13 protein-coding genes are annotated in these 15,508 nt (G+C 34.4%); 4 read left to right on the top strand and 9 right to left on the bottom strand.

What is annotated here, in order from left to right; genetic code table 11:
* Nucleotides 1–62 precede the first annotated feature (62 nt).
* A complete protein-coding gene (locus tag AAEO57_RS05040; protein ID WP_341690146.1) occupies nt 63–1,982 on the top strand; it encodes an ABC-F family ATP-binding cassette domain-containing protein in 1,920 nt (639 codons plus the stop codon).
* 240 nt (nt 1,983–2,222) lie between these two features.
* On the opposite strand, the gene AAEO57_RS05035 is transcribed toward AAEO57_RS05040, so the two are convergent.
* Entirely contained in the window at nt 2,223–3,185 is a 963-nt protein-coding gene (locus AAEO57_RS05035) for an App1 family protein (protein WP_341690144.1), read from the bottom strand.
* Nucleotides 3,186–3,246: 61 nt separating this feature from the next.
* Here AAEO57_RS05035 and AAEO57_RS05030 point away from each other — a divergent pair, with 61 nt between their 5' ends.
* Nucleotides 3,247–4,116: a diacylglycerol/lipid kinase family protein gene (locus AAEO57_RS05030; protein WP_341690142.1), complete on the top strand. Its 870-nt coding sequence runs from the start codon at nt 3,247–3,249 to the stop codon at nt 4,114–4,116.
* 20 nt (nt 4,117–4,136) lie between these two features.
* Here AAEO57_RS05030 and AAEO57_RS05025 read toward each other — a convergent pair whose 3' ends face one another.
* Both AAEO57_RS05025 and AAEO57_RS05020 read right to left on the bottom strand, forming a co-directional pair.
* Nucleotides 4,137–5,282, bottom strand: a complete 1,146-nt coding sequence (locus tag AAEO57_RS05025) for a peptidogalycan biosysnthesis protein (RefSeq protein WP_341690140.1) — start codon at nt 5,280–5,282, stop codon at nt 4,137–4,139.
* Nucleotides 5,283–5,401: 119 nt separating this feature from the next.
* The gene (locus AAEO57_RS05020) at nt 5,402–5,890 is read right to left on the bottom strand and encodes a DUF1761 domain-containing protein (RefSeq protein WP_341690138.1); all 489 of its coding nucleotides are present in this window, start codon (nt 5,888–5,890) and stop codon (nt 5,402–5,404) included.
* A 400-nt stretch (nt 5,891–6,290) separates the two neighbouring features.
* On the opposite strand from AAEO57_RS05020, the gene AAEO57_RS05015 reads away from it, so the two are divergent.
* Nucleotides 6,291–6,596, top strand: a complete 306-nt coding sequence (locus AAEO57_RS05015) for a hypothetical protein (RefSeq protein WP_341690136.1) — start codon at nt 6,291–6,293, stop codon at nt 6,594–6,596.
* A 75-nt stretch (nt 6,597–6,671) separates the two neighbouring features.
* Here the strand turns inward: AAEO57_RS05015 and AAEO57_RS05010 are convergent, their stop codons facing one another.
* From AAEO57_RS05010 to AAEO57_RS04985, 6 genes are all read right to left on the bottom strand, one after another.
* A complete protein-coding gene (locus AAEO57_RS05010; RefSeq protein WP_341690134.1) occupies nt 6,672–8,024 on the bottom strand; it encodes a DUF3526 domain-containing protein in 1,353 nt (450 codons plus the stop codon).
* A 1-nt stretch (nt 8,025) separates the two neighbouring features.
* Entirely contained in the window at nt 8,026–9,462 is a 1,437-nt protein-coding gene (locus tag AAEO57_RS05005; protein WP_341690132.1) for an ABC transporter permease, read from the bottom strand.
* Nucleotides 9,463–9,471: 9 nt separating this feature from the next.
* Entirely contained in the window at nt 9,472–11,769 is a 2,298-nt protein-coding gene (locus AAEO57_RS05000) for a TonB-dependent siderophore receptor (protein WP_341690130.1), read from the bottom strand.
* A gap of 27 nt (nt 11,770–11,796) precedes the next feature.
* A complete protein-coding gene (locus AAEO57_RS04995; protein WP_341690128.1) occupies nt 11,797–12,492 on the bottom strand; it encodes an ABC transporter ATP-binding protein in 696 nt (231 codons plus the stop codon).
* Nucleotides 12,493–12,867: 375 nt separating this feature from the next.
* Nucleotides 12,868–13,221 (bottom strand): hypothetical protein, encoded by a 354-nt coding sequence (locus tag AAEO57_RS04990; RefSeq protein WP_341690125.1) that lies wholly within the window; start codon nt 13,219–13,221, stop codon nt 12,868–12,870.
* 122 nt (nt 13,222–13,343) lie between these two features.
* Nucleotides 13,344–13,940 carry an RNA polymerase sigma factor gene (locus AAEO57_RS04985; RefSeq protein WP_341690123.1) on the bottom strand — a complete coding sequence of 199 codons (597 nt, stop codon included), beginning with the start codon at nt 13,938–13,940 and terminating at the stop codon, nt 13,344–13,346.
* Nucleotides 13,941–14,219: 279 nt separating this feature from the next.
* On the opposite strand from AAEO57_RS04985, the gene AAEO57_RS04980 reads away from it, so the two are divergent.
* A complete protein-coding gene (locus tag AAEO57_RS04980) occupies nt 14,220–15,371 on the top strand; it encodes a FecR family protein (RefSeq protein ID WP_341690120.1) in 1,152 nt (383 codons plus the stop codon).
* Nucleotides 15,372–15,508 lie beyond the last annotated feature (137 nt).

The raw sequence follows: 15,508 nt of genomic DNA, 5'->3' as shown, positions 1-15,508 counted from the left end.
CAAAAATTTTATCAAAGGTACATTTTTTGCGCCTTTATTTCTTGTAACTACAGTCACAAATTATGCTTAATATACACAATCTTTCTGTTTCTTTTGGAGGAACTTATTTATTTGAAGAAGTTACTTTTCGTTTAGGTGCTGGCGACCGTGTAGGTCTTGTTGGTAAAAACGGAGCGGGTAAATCTACAATGTTAAAAATGCTGGCTGGCGATTTTAAACCGGACTCAGGAGTTATTTCGCAGGAGAAAGATATCAGAATGGGTTTCCTGCGTCAGGATATCGATTTTGAACAGGGAAGAACTGTTTTAGAGGAAGCATACGAGGCTTTTACTGAAATTAAGATTGTAGAAAAAAAGCTGGAAGAAATCAATCATCAATTGGTAACAAGAACCGATTATGAAAGTGAAGAATACGGACAGATTATCGAAGATTTATCTGATTATACACATCGTTTTGAACTTCTTGGAGGTTACAATTATGTGGGAGACACAGAGAAAATTCTTTTAGGTCTTGGTTTTAAAAGGGAAGTTTTCAATAATCAAACCGAAACTTTTTCCGGAGGCTGGAGAATGCGTATCGAACTTGCTAAACTTTTATTGCAATCAAATGATGTGCTGCTTCTGGATGAACCTACGAACCACTTAGATATTGAAAGTATTATTTGGTTAGAGAATTTCCTTCGCAATTATCCTGGAGTTGTCGTAATTGTATCGCATGATAAAATGTTTCTGGATAATGTCACGAATAGAACAATTGAAATTTCATTAGGAAAAGCCTATGACTTCAATAAACCCTATTCTCAATATTTAGAACTGCGCCATGAAATCCGCGAGAAGCAATTAGCCACTCAAAAGAATCAACAAAAGAAAATTGAAGAAACCGAAAAATTAATCGAGAAATTCCGTGCAAAAGCTTCAAAGGCTTCGATGGCGCAATCGTTGATTAAAAAATTAGATAAAGTAGAAAGAATCGAAGTTGACGAAGATGATAATTCGGTAATGAATATCTCTTTTCCGGTTTCTAAAGAACCAGGAAAAGTAGTAATCGAAGCCGAAAATGTTACGAAAGCTTATGGAGACAAAACAATTCTTAAAGACATCAGTTTATTAGTTGAACGCGGAAGTAAAATCGCTTTCGTAGGTCAAAACGGACAAGGAAAATCGACTTTTATTAAAGCTTTAGTGAACGAATTTGAATATCAGGGGAATATCAAATTGGGTCACAATGTGCAATTAGGATATTTTGCTCAAAATCAGGCTGAATATTTAGACGGAGAAATTACTTTGCTTCAAACAATGGAAGATGCGGCAACCGACACAAACCGTATGAAAGTTCGCGATATGTTAGGTTCTTTCCTTTTCCGTGGAGATGATGTGGAGAAAAAAGTAAAAGTACTTTCCGGAGGAGAGCGTAACCGTTTGGCACTTTGTAAATTGTTGTTACAGCCAATTAACGTCTTGCTGATGGATGAGCCTACGAACCACTTGGATATTAAATCTAAGAACGTTTTAAAAGCAGCACTTCAAAAATTCGGAGGGACTTTATTATTGGTCTCTCACGACAGGGACTTTCTTCAGGGAATGTCGAATATCGTGTATGAATTCAAAGACCAGAAAATCAAAGAATATTTAGGAGATATTAACTTTTTCTTAGAACAGCGCAATCTTGAAAATATGCGTGAAGTGGAGAAAAAAGATGTTGTAAAAGCAGCTGCTCCAAAAGAGAAAGAAGTTAGCAAAGTATCTTACGAAGATCAAAAGAAAACAAAAGCGCTTCAAAACAGATTAAGTAAAATCGAAAGTCAGATTCAGCAGTTAGAAAAAGACATTCAGCACGACGATAAAATGCTGGCTTCAAATTACGACAAACATATCGAAGACGCTTCGTTTTTTACTGCTTACAACAAAAAGAAATCAGATCTGGATCAATTGTTAATCGACTGGGAAATTGTTCAGGAAGAAATTGATAATTTTAATGCTTAATATATGATTTTCGGGAGCTAATCCAGCTTTCCGTTTCAAGTCCTCACTAAAACCCTGATTTTTCTAAGCCATAAAACGAGCTTCCTCTGGTCGCTGTTTTCAGGCAAGAAAAATCAGGGTTTTTAGCTCCGGTCCTTCCACTTCAAATGAAATTCACTGAACTCAGATTGAAATAAAAATTTAGTGAAGTAATCTGGGCTAAGAGACGTTTCAGGGTGTACTGAAAAAATATAGAAAAATCTACTTAATAATCCCAATAGATCTTGAATGTTCAATCGCTTTACTGCTTTCTTTAAAATAGCAAACCGAAACGTCAAGACTTTCTAAATTTTTTAAAATCTTTTTGACTCCTTTTTTCTGCGATCTTCCGGTTTGGCGTATGTAGACTGCAATTACCGTAACAGGAAATATTTTGCAGATTCGTTCATATAAAATTGGATCGTGCTGAGAATCGTCTCCCATTAAAACATATTTTAAGGTGGGATAAAATTCAACAACATGTTTGATTTTTTCGAATTTGTGATCGTGATTCCCTCTTCCGCTCATAAAAAAATCAGTGATTCCCCTTTTGATATTTTTTAGTAGAAAAACAGCTTTTGGCAGTTTGTTAATTCGCGTAAATTTGGCAATAAACCGGTATAGATTCCATTCGCTGCTAGAAATATAAAAAAAAGCATTTCCCTCTTCCGGATTGTTTCTTCCTGCCTGACTCAATGCCTGATAATGTGAAACAACATCTTTAAAAACCTTTCGGTCATTAACATTTTTAAAAAGTAAAATATAAATTTTTCGAAAGAAGTTATTTGTATGCGAAATCAAAAAAGTGTCATCAATGTCGGATATAATACCGAGTTTTCCTTTGTGAGGCCTGATAAAACTGCCTTCAGAACGAACAGTTTCATTTTTGTATTTTAAACTTACCTCGTACGGCATCCAGCCAAAATGGGTTTCTTTTTCTAACGGAATACAAAATTTAAAATAACCGTCGTCTAAGGTTTTAGTATGTATTATTTCATTGTTGTAATGAAGATATACATCAAAGTTTTGTATGGTTTTTATGCGGAACAGCCTAAGGATCGATTTTGCATTTTTTAGTTTTCTTTTCTCAAAGTCGTAATTGTGTTCTCTTCTCAAAACATGCCCCATTACAATTAATTCTTGTTCATTTGCATAACCACGATATAATTGTAATATTGGTTTCATTAATTGTGTATATTTATGAAACTGTAATTTACTTAATTTAATTGGTTTTAAAAATAAAATTTTGAAAAAGAACATCCTGTTTATAGTAAATCCAATTTCCGGAGATTTGGATAAATCAGATTTAATTGAGGCTGTGAGTGAGTTTGCAACTACAAATCATTTTGATTTAGAAGTGTATGAAACTACCGGGAAAAATGATACAAAAGAAATACAATCGCTTTATAATCAATATAGACCTGAGCGAATTGTCGTTGCCGGCGGAGACGGAACTATAAAAATGGTAGCCGAAGCAATGGAAGAACACGATGTAATTATTGGTATTTTACCGGCCGGATCTGCCAACGGACTTTCGGTCGATTTAAATTTGCCTTCCACAATTGAGGAAAATCTAAAAATTGCTTTTTTACACCATTACATCGAAATGGATATGATTTGTATTAACGGCAAAAAAAGCATTCATTTAAGTGATCTTGGCTTAAATGCTAATCTGGTAAAAAACTACGAAGAAAGCGATGTCCGTGGTTTCTGGGGATATGCATTGCAGGCATTTACAACGCTTACCGATGCAAACGAACCTTTTGTGGCTACAATTACAGCAAATAAAGAAACGGTTAAACATTCAGCAAGGATGTTGGTAATTGCAAATTCTCAAAAATACGGGACAGGCGTAACTATTAACCCGAATGGGGCAATGAATGACGGCAAATTTGAATTGGTGATACTGAAAAGCCTTGACTTGTTATTGATTGGACAAATTATCACCGGGAATATGCCTATCGATTCTGAAGATGTTGTGATTATTTCGACAGATAAGGCGACTATAAAAACAGATTATCCTGTTCATTTTCAAATTGATGGCGAATATTGCGGGGCACAAAATTCGTTAGAAATTCATATTTTACACAAGCAAATGAAAATTGCAATTCCTTAAAAATAATAATTTAAGAAAAATTACTTAAACGGATTTCGTTCCTGCCATTCTGTTTTTGGCTCCAGATAATTAAAAAACCTTGAAATGTTATGGTTTATCAACGCATTACTGTGTGTAATTAAACCATACATTTTTACAGGTTTTGCACCAACAGAACTTTTGATTTCAAGAGCCGTTCTGGCAAAAACAATCGTTGAATAACCTTTTTTGATAGAGTACCCAATCATGTCGTAAAGCATGTTCAGGTAAAGCATTTTTTCGCGTTGTACGCTTTCGTCATAACCCAAAAAATAAGTATCCATTACATTGCCATTCTTTATCAATGTATTGAAACCAATCAGTTTTTCGTCCAGAAAATAACCATACAAAAGAAAATTATCGTTCAGAACTTCTTTGAAAAAACTAAAATGATTTCGGGCTAAGAGAAAAGTATTAAAAGGCGCATTTTTTGCCACATGAAAATATAATTCGTAAATGACGTCTTCATATTTTCGAATATCTGCCAAAGACATTTTTTGTTTTACGATTCCTTCCGATTTTTTTCGGGCACGTTTGTACTGATCACGATATTTTTTGGATAAGGCATCAATATAGTCCTGTTCTGTTTTCCAGTTTTTATTGATTTCAAAAATCATATTAGGTTGTGTAGAAAACGTATAATTGTTTTTGAATTCAGCCTGCAATGGTTTGATTTCTTCAGCTGTAAAATCTTTTATGCTTGTAATGTGCACTTTTTTTCCGCTCGATTTTAAATTTTTTTTCAGCTGAGTAATCGCTTTATGAAGAATTTTAATCGCCTTTGATTGTTTTATATTTTTATCAAAAACAAAAGCATTTTGTCCGGTCAGCATATTGTTTCCTACAAAAAGTACGTGCGAAGCAAAGTTTTTGAGAGCAAAATTTCGAACAGAAGTTTTTAAACATTTGTCGCGTTCTCCAAATGACTCGAGTTTTTCTGCAAATAAAAATTGGGTCAGCACAATTCCGATTAGTTTTTCTTCTTCAAAAAGTCCAATGAAATAGCAGGTCATATTCACCGGACAGGAATTTTCCAGAACTTCAAGGTATTCACGTGTCAAAAAAATGTTGTCTGAGGCGAGCGAATTCCATTCAGAAGGCAGTAAGGATGCACTTTTATATATTTGGAAAGAAAAGTTTGTGTTCAAGTGAGTGAGCTAATTTCTTCAAAATTAGATAATATTTATAATAACTTATCTGGTTTAAGTTATTATTAAGAAAATCCGTTTGAAATCCAGATTCAAACGGATTTATGTTTAGGATTTCATTAGGCGTATGCGCAGACAATTCCGCCTATCAGGGTAAGTGTAACAATCCAGTATCCCGCATGTACAAAAATGTATTTCCATGATTTTCTTTCGAATAACCCATTGATTCCGATGACAGGAAAAGCAAAAAATAAACCAGCCATAAAACCATGAAGTGCACCGTGTTTAAAAGTACGAAAAGCAGTTCCATAATCAGCCATAAAAGCATGAAAGGATGGTTTTGCGCTTTCCATCATAGGCGGGCCGCCAATCATTCCTACAGCACCAGACTGATGAATTGTGAACGACATTAAAGCCATAGAAATGAGTACCGAGAAAATATATGTAAAACCAAATATTTTGAGCATATTGCCAGATCTGAGCTCTTCCTGTGTAAAATTATTTTCTCTCATCCAGATTTTTCCAAAAACTTTGGGATTATACCAGATAAATCCGATTACAAGTGTAATAACTGCAGCAGCCAAAAAAGTGATAAAGTTAATTTTCATGATTTCAGGGTTTTATAATTAGTTAATCAAATTTAATTAAAAATTAGCCTCAATGGTGTATTTGTATTAATATTAAAAAATGCATGGTTTTACTTATTAACAGTTTATCGACATCGCTTGTCATAAAGTTTTAAAAAATGTAATTTTGCAGAACATCAATGTCTTGATGTGTCTTAAAATTAATCGTGCTTATGAATGAATTTTACTCGTGAAAAAGTTGATTAAATATATTTAGTTAATTGTAAAAAGCCGTGATTCGTTACGGCTTTTTTATGCTAAAAAAATAATAATTTAATATGGGCTATTTTACGTTTTTGCTTTTTTTTCATAACTTTAATTATTGAATTCAAAAAAGAGTTCAATCAGGTAAAATAAATTTTAATCTTTTAATAATAAGGTCATGGTAATACATTATCAGGGTAAACAACACGGAAACAACACAAAATTTACTATTAGAATTATTGGAAACAATCTTTCAAAAAGCAGTTCAAACTACCAGATAGATTTATTGGTAGGTGATAAACAATTGCCATTATTCACATCCGAAATTCATCAGAGTTTGTCTAATTGCCTGAAAGAGATTTATTTATTCAGAAAACATAACGGAATCACTTTTGAGGAATCTTCAGAAAAAGTTGAAACTTTATTGGTTCCTTACGATAAGGTTTTATACGATTATAATAAATTTGCTTTGTTTAGAGCGTAATTTATTTAGAATTTAAAAAAGAAAAGACTGCCTATAGAAAGCAGTCTTTTTTTTATGATTTTAACACAGATATATTTAAAAGATTTCTTTTTCTTTCCTGAAATTCCTCCATCCAAAACCAATTAATAGTAAATTGAATAATACCAATGGCAAAAATGTTGTTGCTAAATTGGTTTTCGAAGTATCTTCAAAAGTTTCTACCTTAAATTTCGACCAGTTTTCTTTTTTTACATCGGCGTTGTCAAAAATTTTCGGGTAGAAATACAAGCGCAGTTTTTCATGAAACTGGTTTGTTTTTTCCATAAATAAAAGCTGGTTTCCTAAGTCAGATTTTGCAATTTCGTTTAACTGGATCTGAGTGTGCATCGTCGGAATAAATTGTGCAATGTTTTGACTGGCTTCGTTTCGTTGCTTCAGTTTTGTTTCCAGTTCTTTTGACTGAACTTCCGATTCGTCGTCACCCATTTGCTGCATCGCATAATACCAGAGCCAGCTGAATTCGGTATCAGGTAAAACATAATTTTTGAATTGCGGATAATGCTGGTAGAATTTATCCATTGTAGCTGTTTTATCCATGTCCCATTTTTCATGATATGCATTTCGCTGTTTCAGTGTCAGCTCCAAAGCTTCCGGAACAGGGTATTTATTCACGATATAGGTATTAATTGTTGCCGGAAGAATAATAATCAGAAACAGCCAGATCGTTAATAAAATCACGGCGTTGAAATTAGAATTTTTTTGCAGGGAAACGATAAAAAAACAAACTGCAAACCAAAAAAGGATGTATAAAATACTTATTGTGTAAAAAGTAAAAAGTGATTTGTTAAATGGGATGTTGAGTAAGAAAATGGCAATAAATAGTACTATAGTTAGAAGCATAACTAAACTTAAAATTCGGATATAAAACAATTTTAGAATGTACAAAAACGTATTATCGCTTTGTGTTGCCACGATTTTCCAGGTTCCGGATTCTTTTTCTTCGGAAATCACATTATACGTAAAAGCAATAATCAGAAGCGGAAAAAGATAAATCAGGACAAAACTAAAGTCAATATTTCCTAACATCAAATTGTGTGGATTATTTAATTCCGAATCGTATTTCTGACCTTCCAAACCACGAATCGTAACGCTTTGTATCGATGGATTTACGTCACGCTGTCCGATTGCCAGACTGCTGATCGGAAAGGTTTTATTGACAAGCGAAAATTTTACATAATAGAGTAGCAGTCCCATTTCGTCTGAATGATATGCAGCATTTCTTGCAATGTGTTCTTTTTGATAAGTCGCTGCTTCAGTTATATTCCGGCTTTGCCTTTCCTGAAACTGATGCCCAATCAAAAGACTTATGAACCCGATAAGCAGCAAAAAAAGCAATCCAATTTTGGTTCCTTTTGAGCGTATAAAATTTTTAAATAATAATGCTAACATATTAAATGGCTTTTAGGTTTTTAGCGGCTATTTTTATAAAGATAACCAGCAGGCTAATCCAGAGAATAATGGAGATAATTGAAATGATTTCGCTTTTCAAAACTTCCCAAATTCCTTTTGGATCGTAATAAAATTCCTTTACATCAGCCCAATGTTCTTTATTAATTGAAGCTGGTTTACTTTTATCATTGCTGATATATTTAATCTGCAAAGCATTCATTTTTTGTGCCATGTCGTAACGATACGCTTCAGCCTGTTTTTGAAAATCGATGTACGAATCATAATCGGTATTCGATAATCCCATTGATAAATTTTTCATGGCGATGTAGGGATTTATAAACGAAACGGTCTTAGAAAAACTGTTTTGTTTTTTATAAATCTCCAATAAATCTTCAAGATGTTGGTTGTAAATATTCGAACTTATTTTCTCTCCTTCGGTCATGATAAAACCGGAATAATTGAAAGGCAATTTTTGAACCGAATCTACTTTATAAGTTCGAAGCAAAGAATCTTTTATCGCTTTGTAATGCGGATCATTTGGGTTATGGCTGTCTCCTTGTTTCAGAATATCTTTTTCGATATCGCTGTTGAACTTAATTTTAGAAGGCGCTTCGTAAATATAAGCGCCAATTGCCTGCGTTGTTCTCGGTAAAATAATTGTGAAAACCAACCAAATCCCAATTAACGAAACCAACGCTTTTTTTGAAGTTTTACTTGAAGCAGAAATCAAAACGGCAATGGCGCAAAAAAATAACAGATATATAAAATGAAAAACAATAAACAAGATCATTTTGATTGTTTCATCTACTGAAATCGAGAAATTTTGGAGCAAAAGCCAAACCAAAACTAAAACGATAATGATCGGAATAAAAAGCATCATAACGACAGATGCAATTCCGAGTGTTTTTCCCATTAAAAGCTGTTTCCTGCTGATGCCCTGACTCAAAAGTAATTTTAATGTTCCGTTTTCTCTTTCAGCTGCGACCGAATTAAATCCGAGGAAAAAAATGAATAATGGCAGCAAAATTTGTAAAACCATGGCAATACTGATTTCTCCAAAACGAAGCATGCTGTTTGAAAATCCGGCTTCAGAAAAATTAGCTGTATTTTGTTTATGGGCTTCGAGAAAAATCGCATTACCGAAAAACGGTTCCATTCCAAATTCAAAAACGCTTAAAGAAGTACTTTTTCGGAAAGCAAAATTTCCGTAATGCGCCATTCGGTGTGGGTTTTTATCGGGGTTTTTCAACCAGTCCTCCCTGGACTCATGCTGGTATTTTTCGCTGGTTTTATTTTGATTCGTGTAATTTTTCCAACCCGAAAACGCAGCGTACAGCAATAAAATCCCAATAAAAAGGGTAATGATGTAAACAGCCTGATTTTTAAAAACAGATTTTCTAAAATGTTGGGCTATTAAATTTTCTACGTGTAATGACATAACTGCAGATTAAAATTTATAAGTTACGGTAAGCGTTACATTTCTAGGAGCTCCTGGAAATAATCTCAAATAGTTCTGAGCGCCTAACCAGTAAGTTCTGTTGAAAATGTTTCCTGCATTTACAGCAACCTGAATATTGCTTTTCTCTGGTTTGTAATAGACAGCGGCATCAAAAATGGTAAAATCAGGAAGTGTAAAATCTCTGGTAAACCATGGAATCTTGCTGCTTTGATACTGCATTCCAAAACCAACTCCTAAATCGTTCAAAGCAGAATCGGATTTGAAATTGTAACGTGTCCATAAGTTGGCGCTGTTTTTTGGCGTGTTTTGTTTTCTGGCGCCAATTAAGGAAGCATTGCGGTCGTTGGTAATTTTGGCATCAATATAACTGTATGAAGCATTAATTTGCCAGTCGGGCGTGATGTAGCCTGCCAAATCACATTCGAAACCACGGCTGCGCTCAGAACCTCTGGTTACCAGTAAATCAGGATTAACAGGATCGTTGGCATTCATCAGGATATTACGCTGGTTTATTTCGTAAACAGCGGCGTTAAAACTCATTGAATTGTTTAAAAAAGTAGCTTTTAAGCCCGCTTCTTTCAGATTGCTTTCGAGAGGATCAAACAAACTTCCGGCGGGTAAACTTCCGGTTTGCGGCATCAAGGTAACAGTATTCGATTGCGGCTGATAGCCTTCGAGATAAGTTGTATAAACGTTGATAGCGGTATTGATGGCATACGTAATTCCCACACGAGGCAGTAAAGCCGATTTCTTAACGGTTAATTCGTTATTCGTCTCGTAATAGGTGATGTCTTCAAACCATTCGTTTCGTAATCCTAATAAAAAAGTAAACTTGTCCCACTGAATCTGATCCTGAATATAAATAGCATTCGTAGTGGTTAAAGCCGATGGTAATGCTGTTCTGATATTCAAAGTATAATCATCAGGACTTCTTACGGTATAAGTCGGATTATTTAAATTAAAATAATTCACGTTTGGTTTTGGTAAAGTAACACCGTCAATTGTAATAGTCTGATAATTGGATGCATTTGCGGGTACAAAAGTACTTGCAACAGTTCCGTCTTTCAAGAGGTAACCTCTGGCTGCGTTTTGTCCGCCGCCTTTGGTTTTGTTCCAGCTGCTTAAATCGTAACCAGTTAGTAGTTTATGATTTAGTTTTCCGGTTTTGAAATCGAAGTTTAAGAAAGCGGTTAAGTTGTCCACATTCCAGTATTGCTGGCGCTGTACAAACTGCATCATGGCAAGGCTTGTTACCGGCTGATTGTTCATGTCTACGGCAAAACCGTTTGTGGTTCGGTGTTCCTGCAAATCTTCTCTCCAGGATTGTTTCATGTATGCGGCATTAAAGCCAATTTTAGAAGTGAACTTATGAGCGAAATTGGTAGTAAAAATCATTTCTTTCGACTTGAAAAAATCACTTGGCGCACCTAAATTCAGGCTTATTGGGGTTTTATTCAGACTGGTAACTCCGGCAACGGCTCCGAAAATAGGCTGTCCGCGATCCAGAATTCCGGTCATGTCGCTTAAGATCAGCTCAGTGTTGATAGCCGTTTTTTCATTCGGAATATAACTGAAAGAAGGTGAAAACAAATAGGATTTATTGCCCACCAAATCACGAAACGATTTTGCTTCCTGATAGGCTGCATTTACACGATACAATAAGGTTTTCGATTCGTTCAAAGGACCGGTAAAATCAAGAGTTCCTCTAAAAGTGCTAAAACTTCCGGCACTCAGGCTTATTTCTTTTCGGTCAGTTGCCAGAGGTTTTTTGGTAACTAAATTGATACTTCCGCCCGGATCAACAGATGAAAAAGTAGCACTCGATGGACCTTTAATTACTTCCACACGTTCAATATTACTGGTAAGTGGTTGCAGGAAATAATATTGACGGGTACGCATTCCGTTGATAATTTGTCCCTCTTCGTTCTGGCTGATCCCTCTGATAGTGTACTGATTGTAATAACTCGCAGGAATCACACCACTTGTCATTTTTACAGCATCGGCCAGATAAATTGCGGCTTTGTCTGCAATTAATTCTTTGGTAACCGTAGAAATCGATTGTGGAATGTCTTTATTGAGTGAAGCCGTTTTTGTTGCTCCGAAAGAATAATCGCTGTTGTATTTTCGGGTAGAACGGCCTACGATTTCTACCGTTTGCAGTTCGTTTAATTTGGTTTCCACTTTAGTAGAATCCTTTGTGATACTGTCGTTACTTTTTGTATTCGTCTGGGCTTTTAAGTAAGCAGAGCTTAAGATAAAAAACAGTACTATAAATATATGTTTCATTTTTATGGGGATGGAAATCTTTCCTTTTTAAACAGTTTGTAAATACAAATCTTCCAATTCGTTTGCGGATATTTTTTCGGCTTCAATAATCGTAACCAGATTGCCCTGTTTCATGATTCCGATGTGTGTGGCGACTTCACGAGCTCTAAAAATATCATGCGTAGCCATCAAAATGGCTGTTCCGTCTGCAGAGAGTTCTTTGAGGATTTGAGAGAACTCGTTGGAGGCTTTTGGGTCTAAACCGCTCGTAGGCTCGTCCAGTAATAACACTTTTGCTTTTTTAGCAATGGCGATCGCAATACCCACTTTTTGACGCATTCCTTTTGAGTATCCTCCCAAATTTTGGTCATGGGCTGTAACTTGTAAACCTGCTTTAGTCAAAAAATAAGTCAGTTCTCCGGTTGAATATTTAAATCCCGCAAGAGACGAAAAGAATTTCAGGTTTTCCAGTCCGGTAAGATTTGGATATAACATTACCGTTTCAGGAATGTAAGCCACATCTTTTTTGGTCTTATCTGCATCGGTAACAACAGAGATATTATTGATTTTAATTTCGCCCCCGGTTGGTTTTATAAATCCGAGAAAGAGATTTATTGTTGTCGTTTTTCCGGCTCCGTTTTGTCCTAAAAGAGCAAAAATTTCTCCTTCTTTAATGGTTAAATTCAAGGCATTCAAAGCAATTTGATCGCCGTATTTTTTTGTCAGATTTTCTGCGGTAAGCATCGTTTTTATATTTGTTTGGGAATTATGGATAAAGAATGATTTGATTCAGAAAAACGCAGCTGTTTTTGAATCAAAATCGTATTGTCGAAATAGGGGTGGGAGTTTACTATGTATTATTTAAAAAGAAGATATAGTATGACTTAACAGAGTTTGTCTTTCGGTTAAATCATTTATCTAAAAAATAATAATGAATCTAAGGTAATAACAGTTGTATAATGTCGTATTTTAAAATCACACAAAATCATGCAAGAGGTTGTTTTTAACCCATTATTTGCAGTATTGATTCTTTTGACTTTAAGATATTTAAACTTTCGACTTACCTATCCTTCGCTTTGAGTAAAAAGCAAAAGAGTTTTTTTTAAATGATATAGTAAACTAAGCCAGAGCAGGAGGCCCTCGTAAGGCAAATAGACTGCCCTTAAAAAACACTGTCGTTTTTGGGCTGTAAATGAATTCCTGTACATCAGGAACATTTGCTTTATGAAAGGTGTAAGTATAAAATGTGTTGGAAACAAAAGTGCTAAATTCAAAATGACATATAGAACAATTATTCTCTACATTATGAATGTGTGTGATTTGTTTTTGACCGGGAGTATACTTATGATCGCAATGGTTCTCATGAATTTGCGCATAAATATGTTCGTAAGAGTGAATTGTCTGAAAAAGCATTGCGAACAATACCATTACAGACATAAAAAGATTGATGAGTACGAATTTCTTTTTATTCATTCTTGTTTTTGGAAATCTTCGGGCATTATAATGCAACCAAGTTGCAAATATAGAAATCTTATTTGCAAAAGAAAAACAAAATCATTTTATCTTTTTTTTAATCTTTTGAAATACAATTTAGTTTAAACCAAGTTTTTTCTTTTTCCGAAGAACATAAATAAAACACTTTTTACCTTTTCTTCAAGTGAGGATCGCAAAATCGAAAACGCTTTGGTAATCTGCGCTTCAACGGTTTTGATGGAGACATCAAGATGTTCCGCAATTTCAATATTGGTCAAACCTTCTTTTTTGCTTAAAATAAAAACTTCCTTGCATTTAGGAGGTAAACTTTCTATCTCTTTATTTACTACCTTTAATATGCGTTGGAAAGATTCGGACTCATCTTCAAGAACAACTGAATTTAAAGCATCATGATATGTTTTTTCAAGAGAAAACAAGGATTGATTTTTTCTGTATAAATCAATAAACTCATTATAGGCTAATTTGTAAAGAAAGCTTTTGATGGCATGATCTGATTTTAACCGCGCTCTTTGCTCCCAAACTTTTATAAAGACATTTTGAACAATGTCTTCAGCACTGTAAATGTTTTTTGCCAGACTGTTGGCATAAACACAAAGCTTATGATGGTAAGAGTCGATGAGGTATGTATATGCCTTTTCGTCTCCGTTTCTTAGAGATTCAATCAGGATATTGTTATCGTTATAATCATCGGTTTTCATAGTAACAAATATATAAATTTTAAATTTTGAGGCTCAAATCAGAAGGCAGATTTCCTTAAAAAAGGCCTTATTCAGGTTTTCTACTTGAATTTTATTACAAATAAAAAACACATAAAAAGGCAAAGATAAAATATTTATTTGTTTAATTCTATGGAATTAGTAGTGTTTGTTGAAAGAAAACACTTGTGAAAAATAAAAAAATCAGCAAAATCAAAAAAACTTTATCAAATTGTTAGGGTTTTGCTTTTTGGCTTCGTAATAATATTAAAAAAATAAAGAATGACAGTAAAAAAGTCAGAGCGATTAATGGTAAAATTCATCACAAATCAGGCCAGCCAGGATGAAATTGAGATGCTTACAGAGTGGTTAAAGGATGAAGCGAACCAAATTGAGTTCAGAGAATTTGTAAAAACAAATTACGCCATTGACACGACTATGAACAAATTCGATTCAGCTGAAATAAGAAAGCAGTTGTCAGAAAGAATTCAGAAAGAAAACAGTGTTTTTTATAAAAGAAGATTTTCTTCTTATTATAAATACGCAGCGATTTTGGTTGTCGCATTGGGTGGATTTTATTTTTATAAAAATTCGAATGTATTAAAAGAAAAACAAAATGTTATTATTCCGAGACAGGATGAAATTGTTTTACAATTAGATAACAATTCGGAAGAAGAAATTGATACGTCTGCTACCCGAAATTTAACGGATAAAGACGGAAACATCATCGGAAGACAGGAAAAAAACAGACTCGTGTACAATAAAGCGTATGCAGAAGGGAAATTGGTTTACAATACGATTAAAATTCCGTACGGTAAAAAATTTGAAATACAGTTATCAGATGGAACTCTTGTACATCTGAACGCCGGAACTCAATTGACGTATCCGGTACAGTTTTTAAAGAACCAGGGACGAAAAGTGAATTTGACTGGCGAAGCTTATTTTGAAGTTGCCAAAGACAAGGCGCATCCGTTTACGGTAAATACACAAGAAGTAAGCGTTGAGGTTTTGGGAACCCGCTTTAATGCTGATGCGTATATGGACAATGCTAGTACAGATATAGTGCTGGTAGAAGGTAAAGTTTCGCTTTATAAAGGTCAGAAAACTAATGAAAATCAGGTCTATTTAAAACCGGGCTTCAAAGGGTCGAATATAAAAGGGAAGTCGATAATTACAGCCGAAGAGGTCAATACAGATTATTATACAGCTTGGGTAAAGGGAAGTTTAGTGTTTAAAAATGCCTCATTTGACGATATTATAAAAAAACTGGAACGTCGCTATAATGTGACTTTCATTAACAGAAATAAAATGCTCGGAAAAGAAATTTTTAACGCCCGTTTTGATAATGAACCGATTGAAGTGGTGCTGAAATATTTTAGCGACAGTTATGCAATAGATTATGTTATTAACAGAGATAAAATTATAATCAATTAACAATTAACAATTAACAATTAACAATTATTACGCCTATGTAACAAAAGTCCAGGATGGGTCGCAAAAAACCGGAAAATGCGCCAACATTTCCCGGTATAGGAATGCGGTCAGTTAATTAACCAACCAACATTAAAAAA

It is taken from the genome of Flavobacterium calami, assembly GCF_038290035.1.
Lineage (GTDB): Bacteria > Bacteroidota > Bacteroidia > Flavobacteriales > Flavobacteriaceae > Flavobacterium > Flavobacterium calami.
Note: the sequence above shows the minus strand (reverse complement) of the source record. Positions and strands in the feature narration are given on the sequence as shown.

Bases quoted from the DNA above. Each gene is read 5' to 3' on its own strand.
- AAEO57_RS04980 (WP_341690120.1), top strand. From the start codon at position 14,220: ATGACAGTAAAAAAGTCAGAGCGATTAATGGTAAAATTCATCACAAAT.
- AAEO57_RS05035 (WP_341690144.1), bottom strand. From the start codon at position 3,185: ATGAAACCAATATTACAATTATATCGTGGTTATGCAAATGAACAAGAA.
- AAEO57_RS05040 (WP_341690146.1), top strand. From the start codon at position 63: ATGCTTAATATACACAATCTTTCTGTTTCTTTTGGAGGAACTTATTTA.
- AAEO57_RS04985 (WP_341690123.1), bottom strand. From the start codon at position 13,940: ATGAAAACCGATGATTATAACGATAACAATATCCTGATTGAATCTCTA.
- AAEO57_RS05005 (WP_341690132.1), bottom strand. From the start codon at position 9,462: ATGTCATTACACGTAGAAAATTTAATAGCCCAACATTTTAGAAAATCT.
- AAEO57_RS05015 (WP_341690136.1), top strand. From the start codon at position 6,291: ATGGTAATACATTATCAGGGTAAACAACACGGAAACAACACAAAATTT.
- AAEO57_RS05000 (WP_341690130.1), bottom strand. From the start codon at position 11,769: ATGAAACATATATTTATAGTACTGTTTTTTATCTTAAGCTCTGCTTAC.
- AAEO57_RS05020 (WP_341690138.1), bottom strand. From the start codon at position 5,890: ATGAAAATTAACTTTATCACTTTTTTGGCTGCTGCAGTTATTACACTT.
- AAEO57_RS04995 (WP_341690128.1), bottom strand. From the start codon at position 12,492: ATGCTTACCGCAGAAAATCTGACAAAAAAATACGGCGATCAAATTGCT.
- AAEO57_RS05010 (WP_341690134.1), bottom strand. From the start codon at position 8,024: ATGTTAGCATTATTATTTAAAAATTTTATACGCTCAAAAGGAACCAAA.
- AAEO57_RS04990 (WP_341690125.1), bottom strand. From the start codon at position 13,221: ATGAATAAAAAGAAATTCGTACTCATCAATCTTTTTATGTCTGTAATG.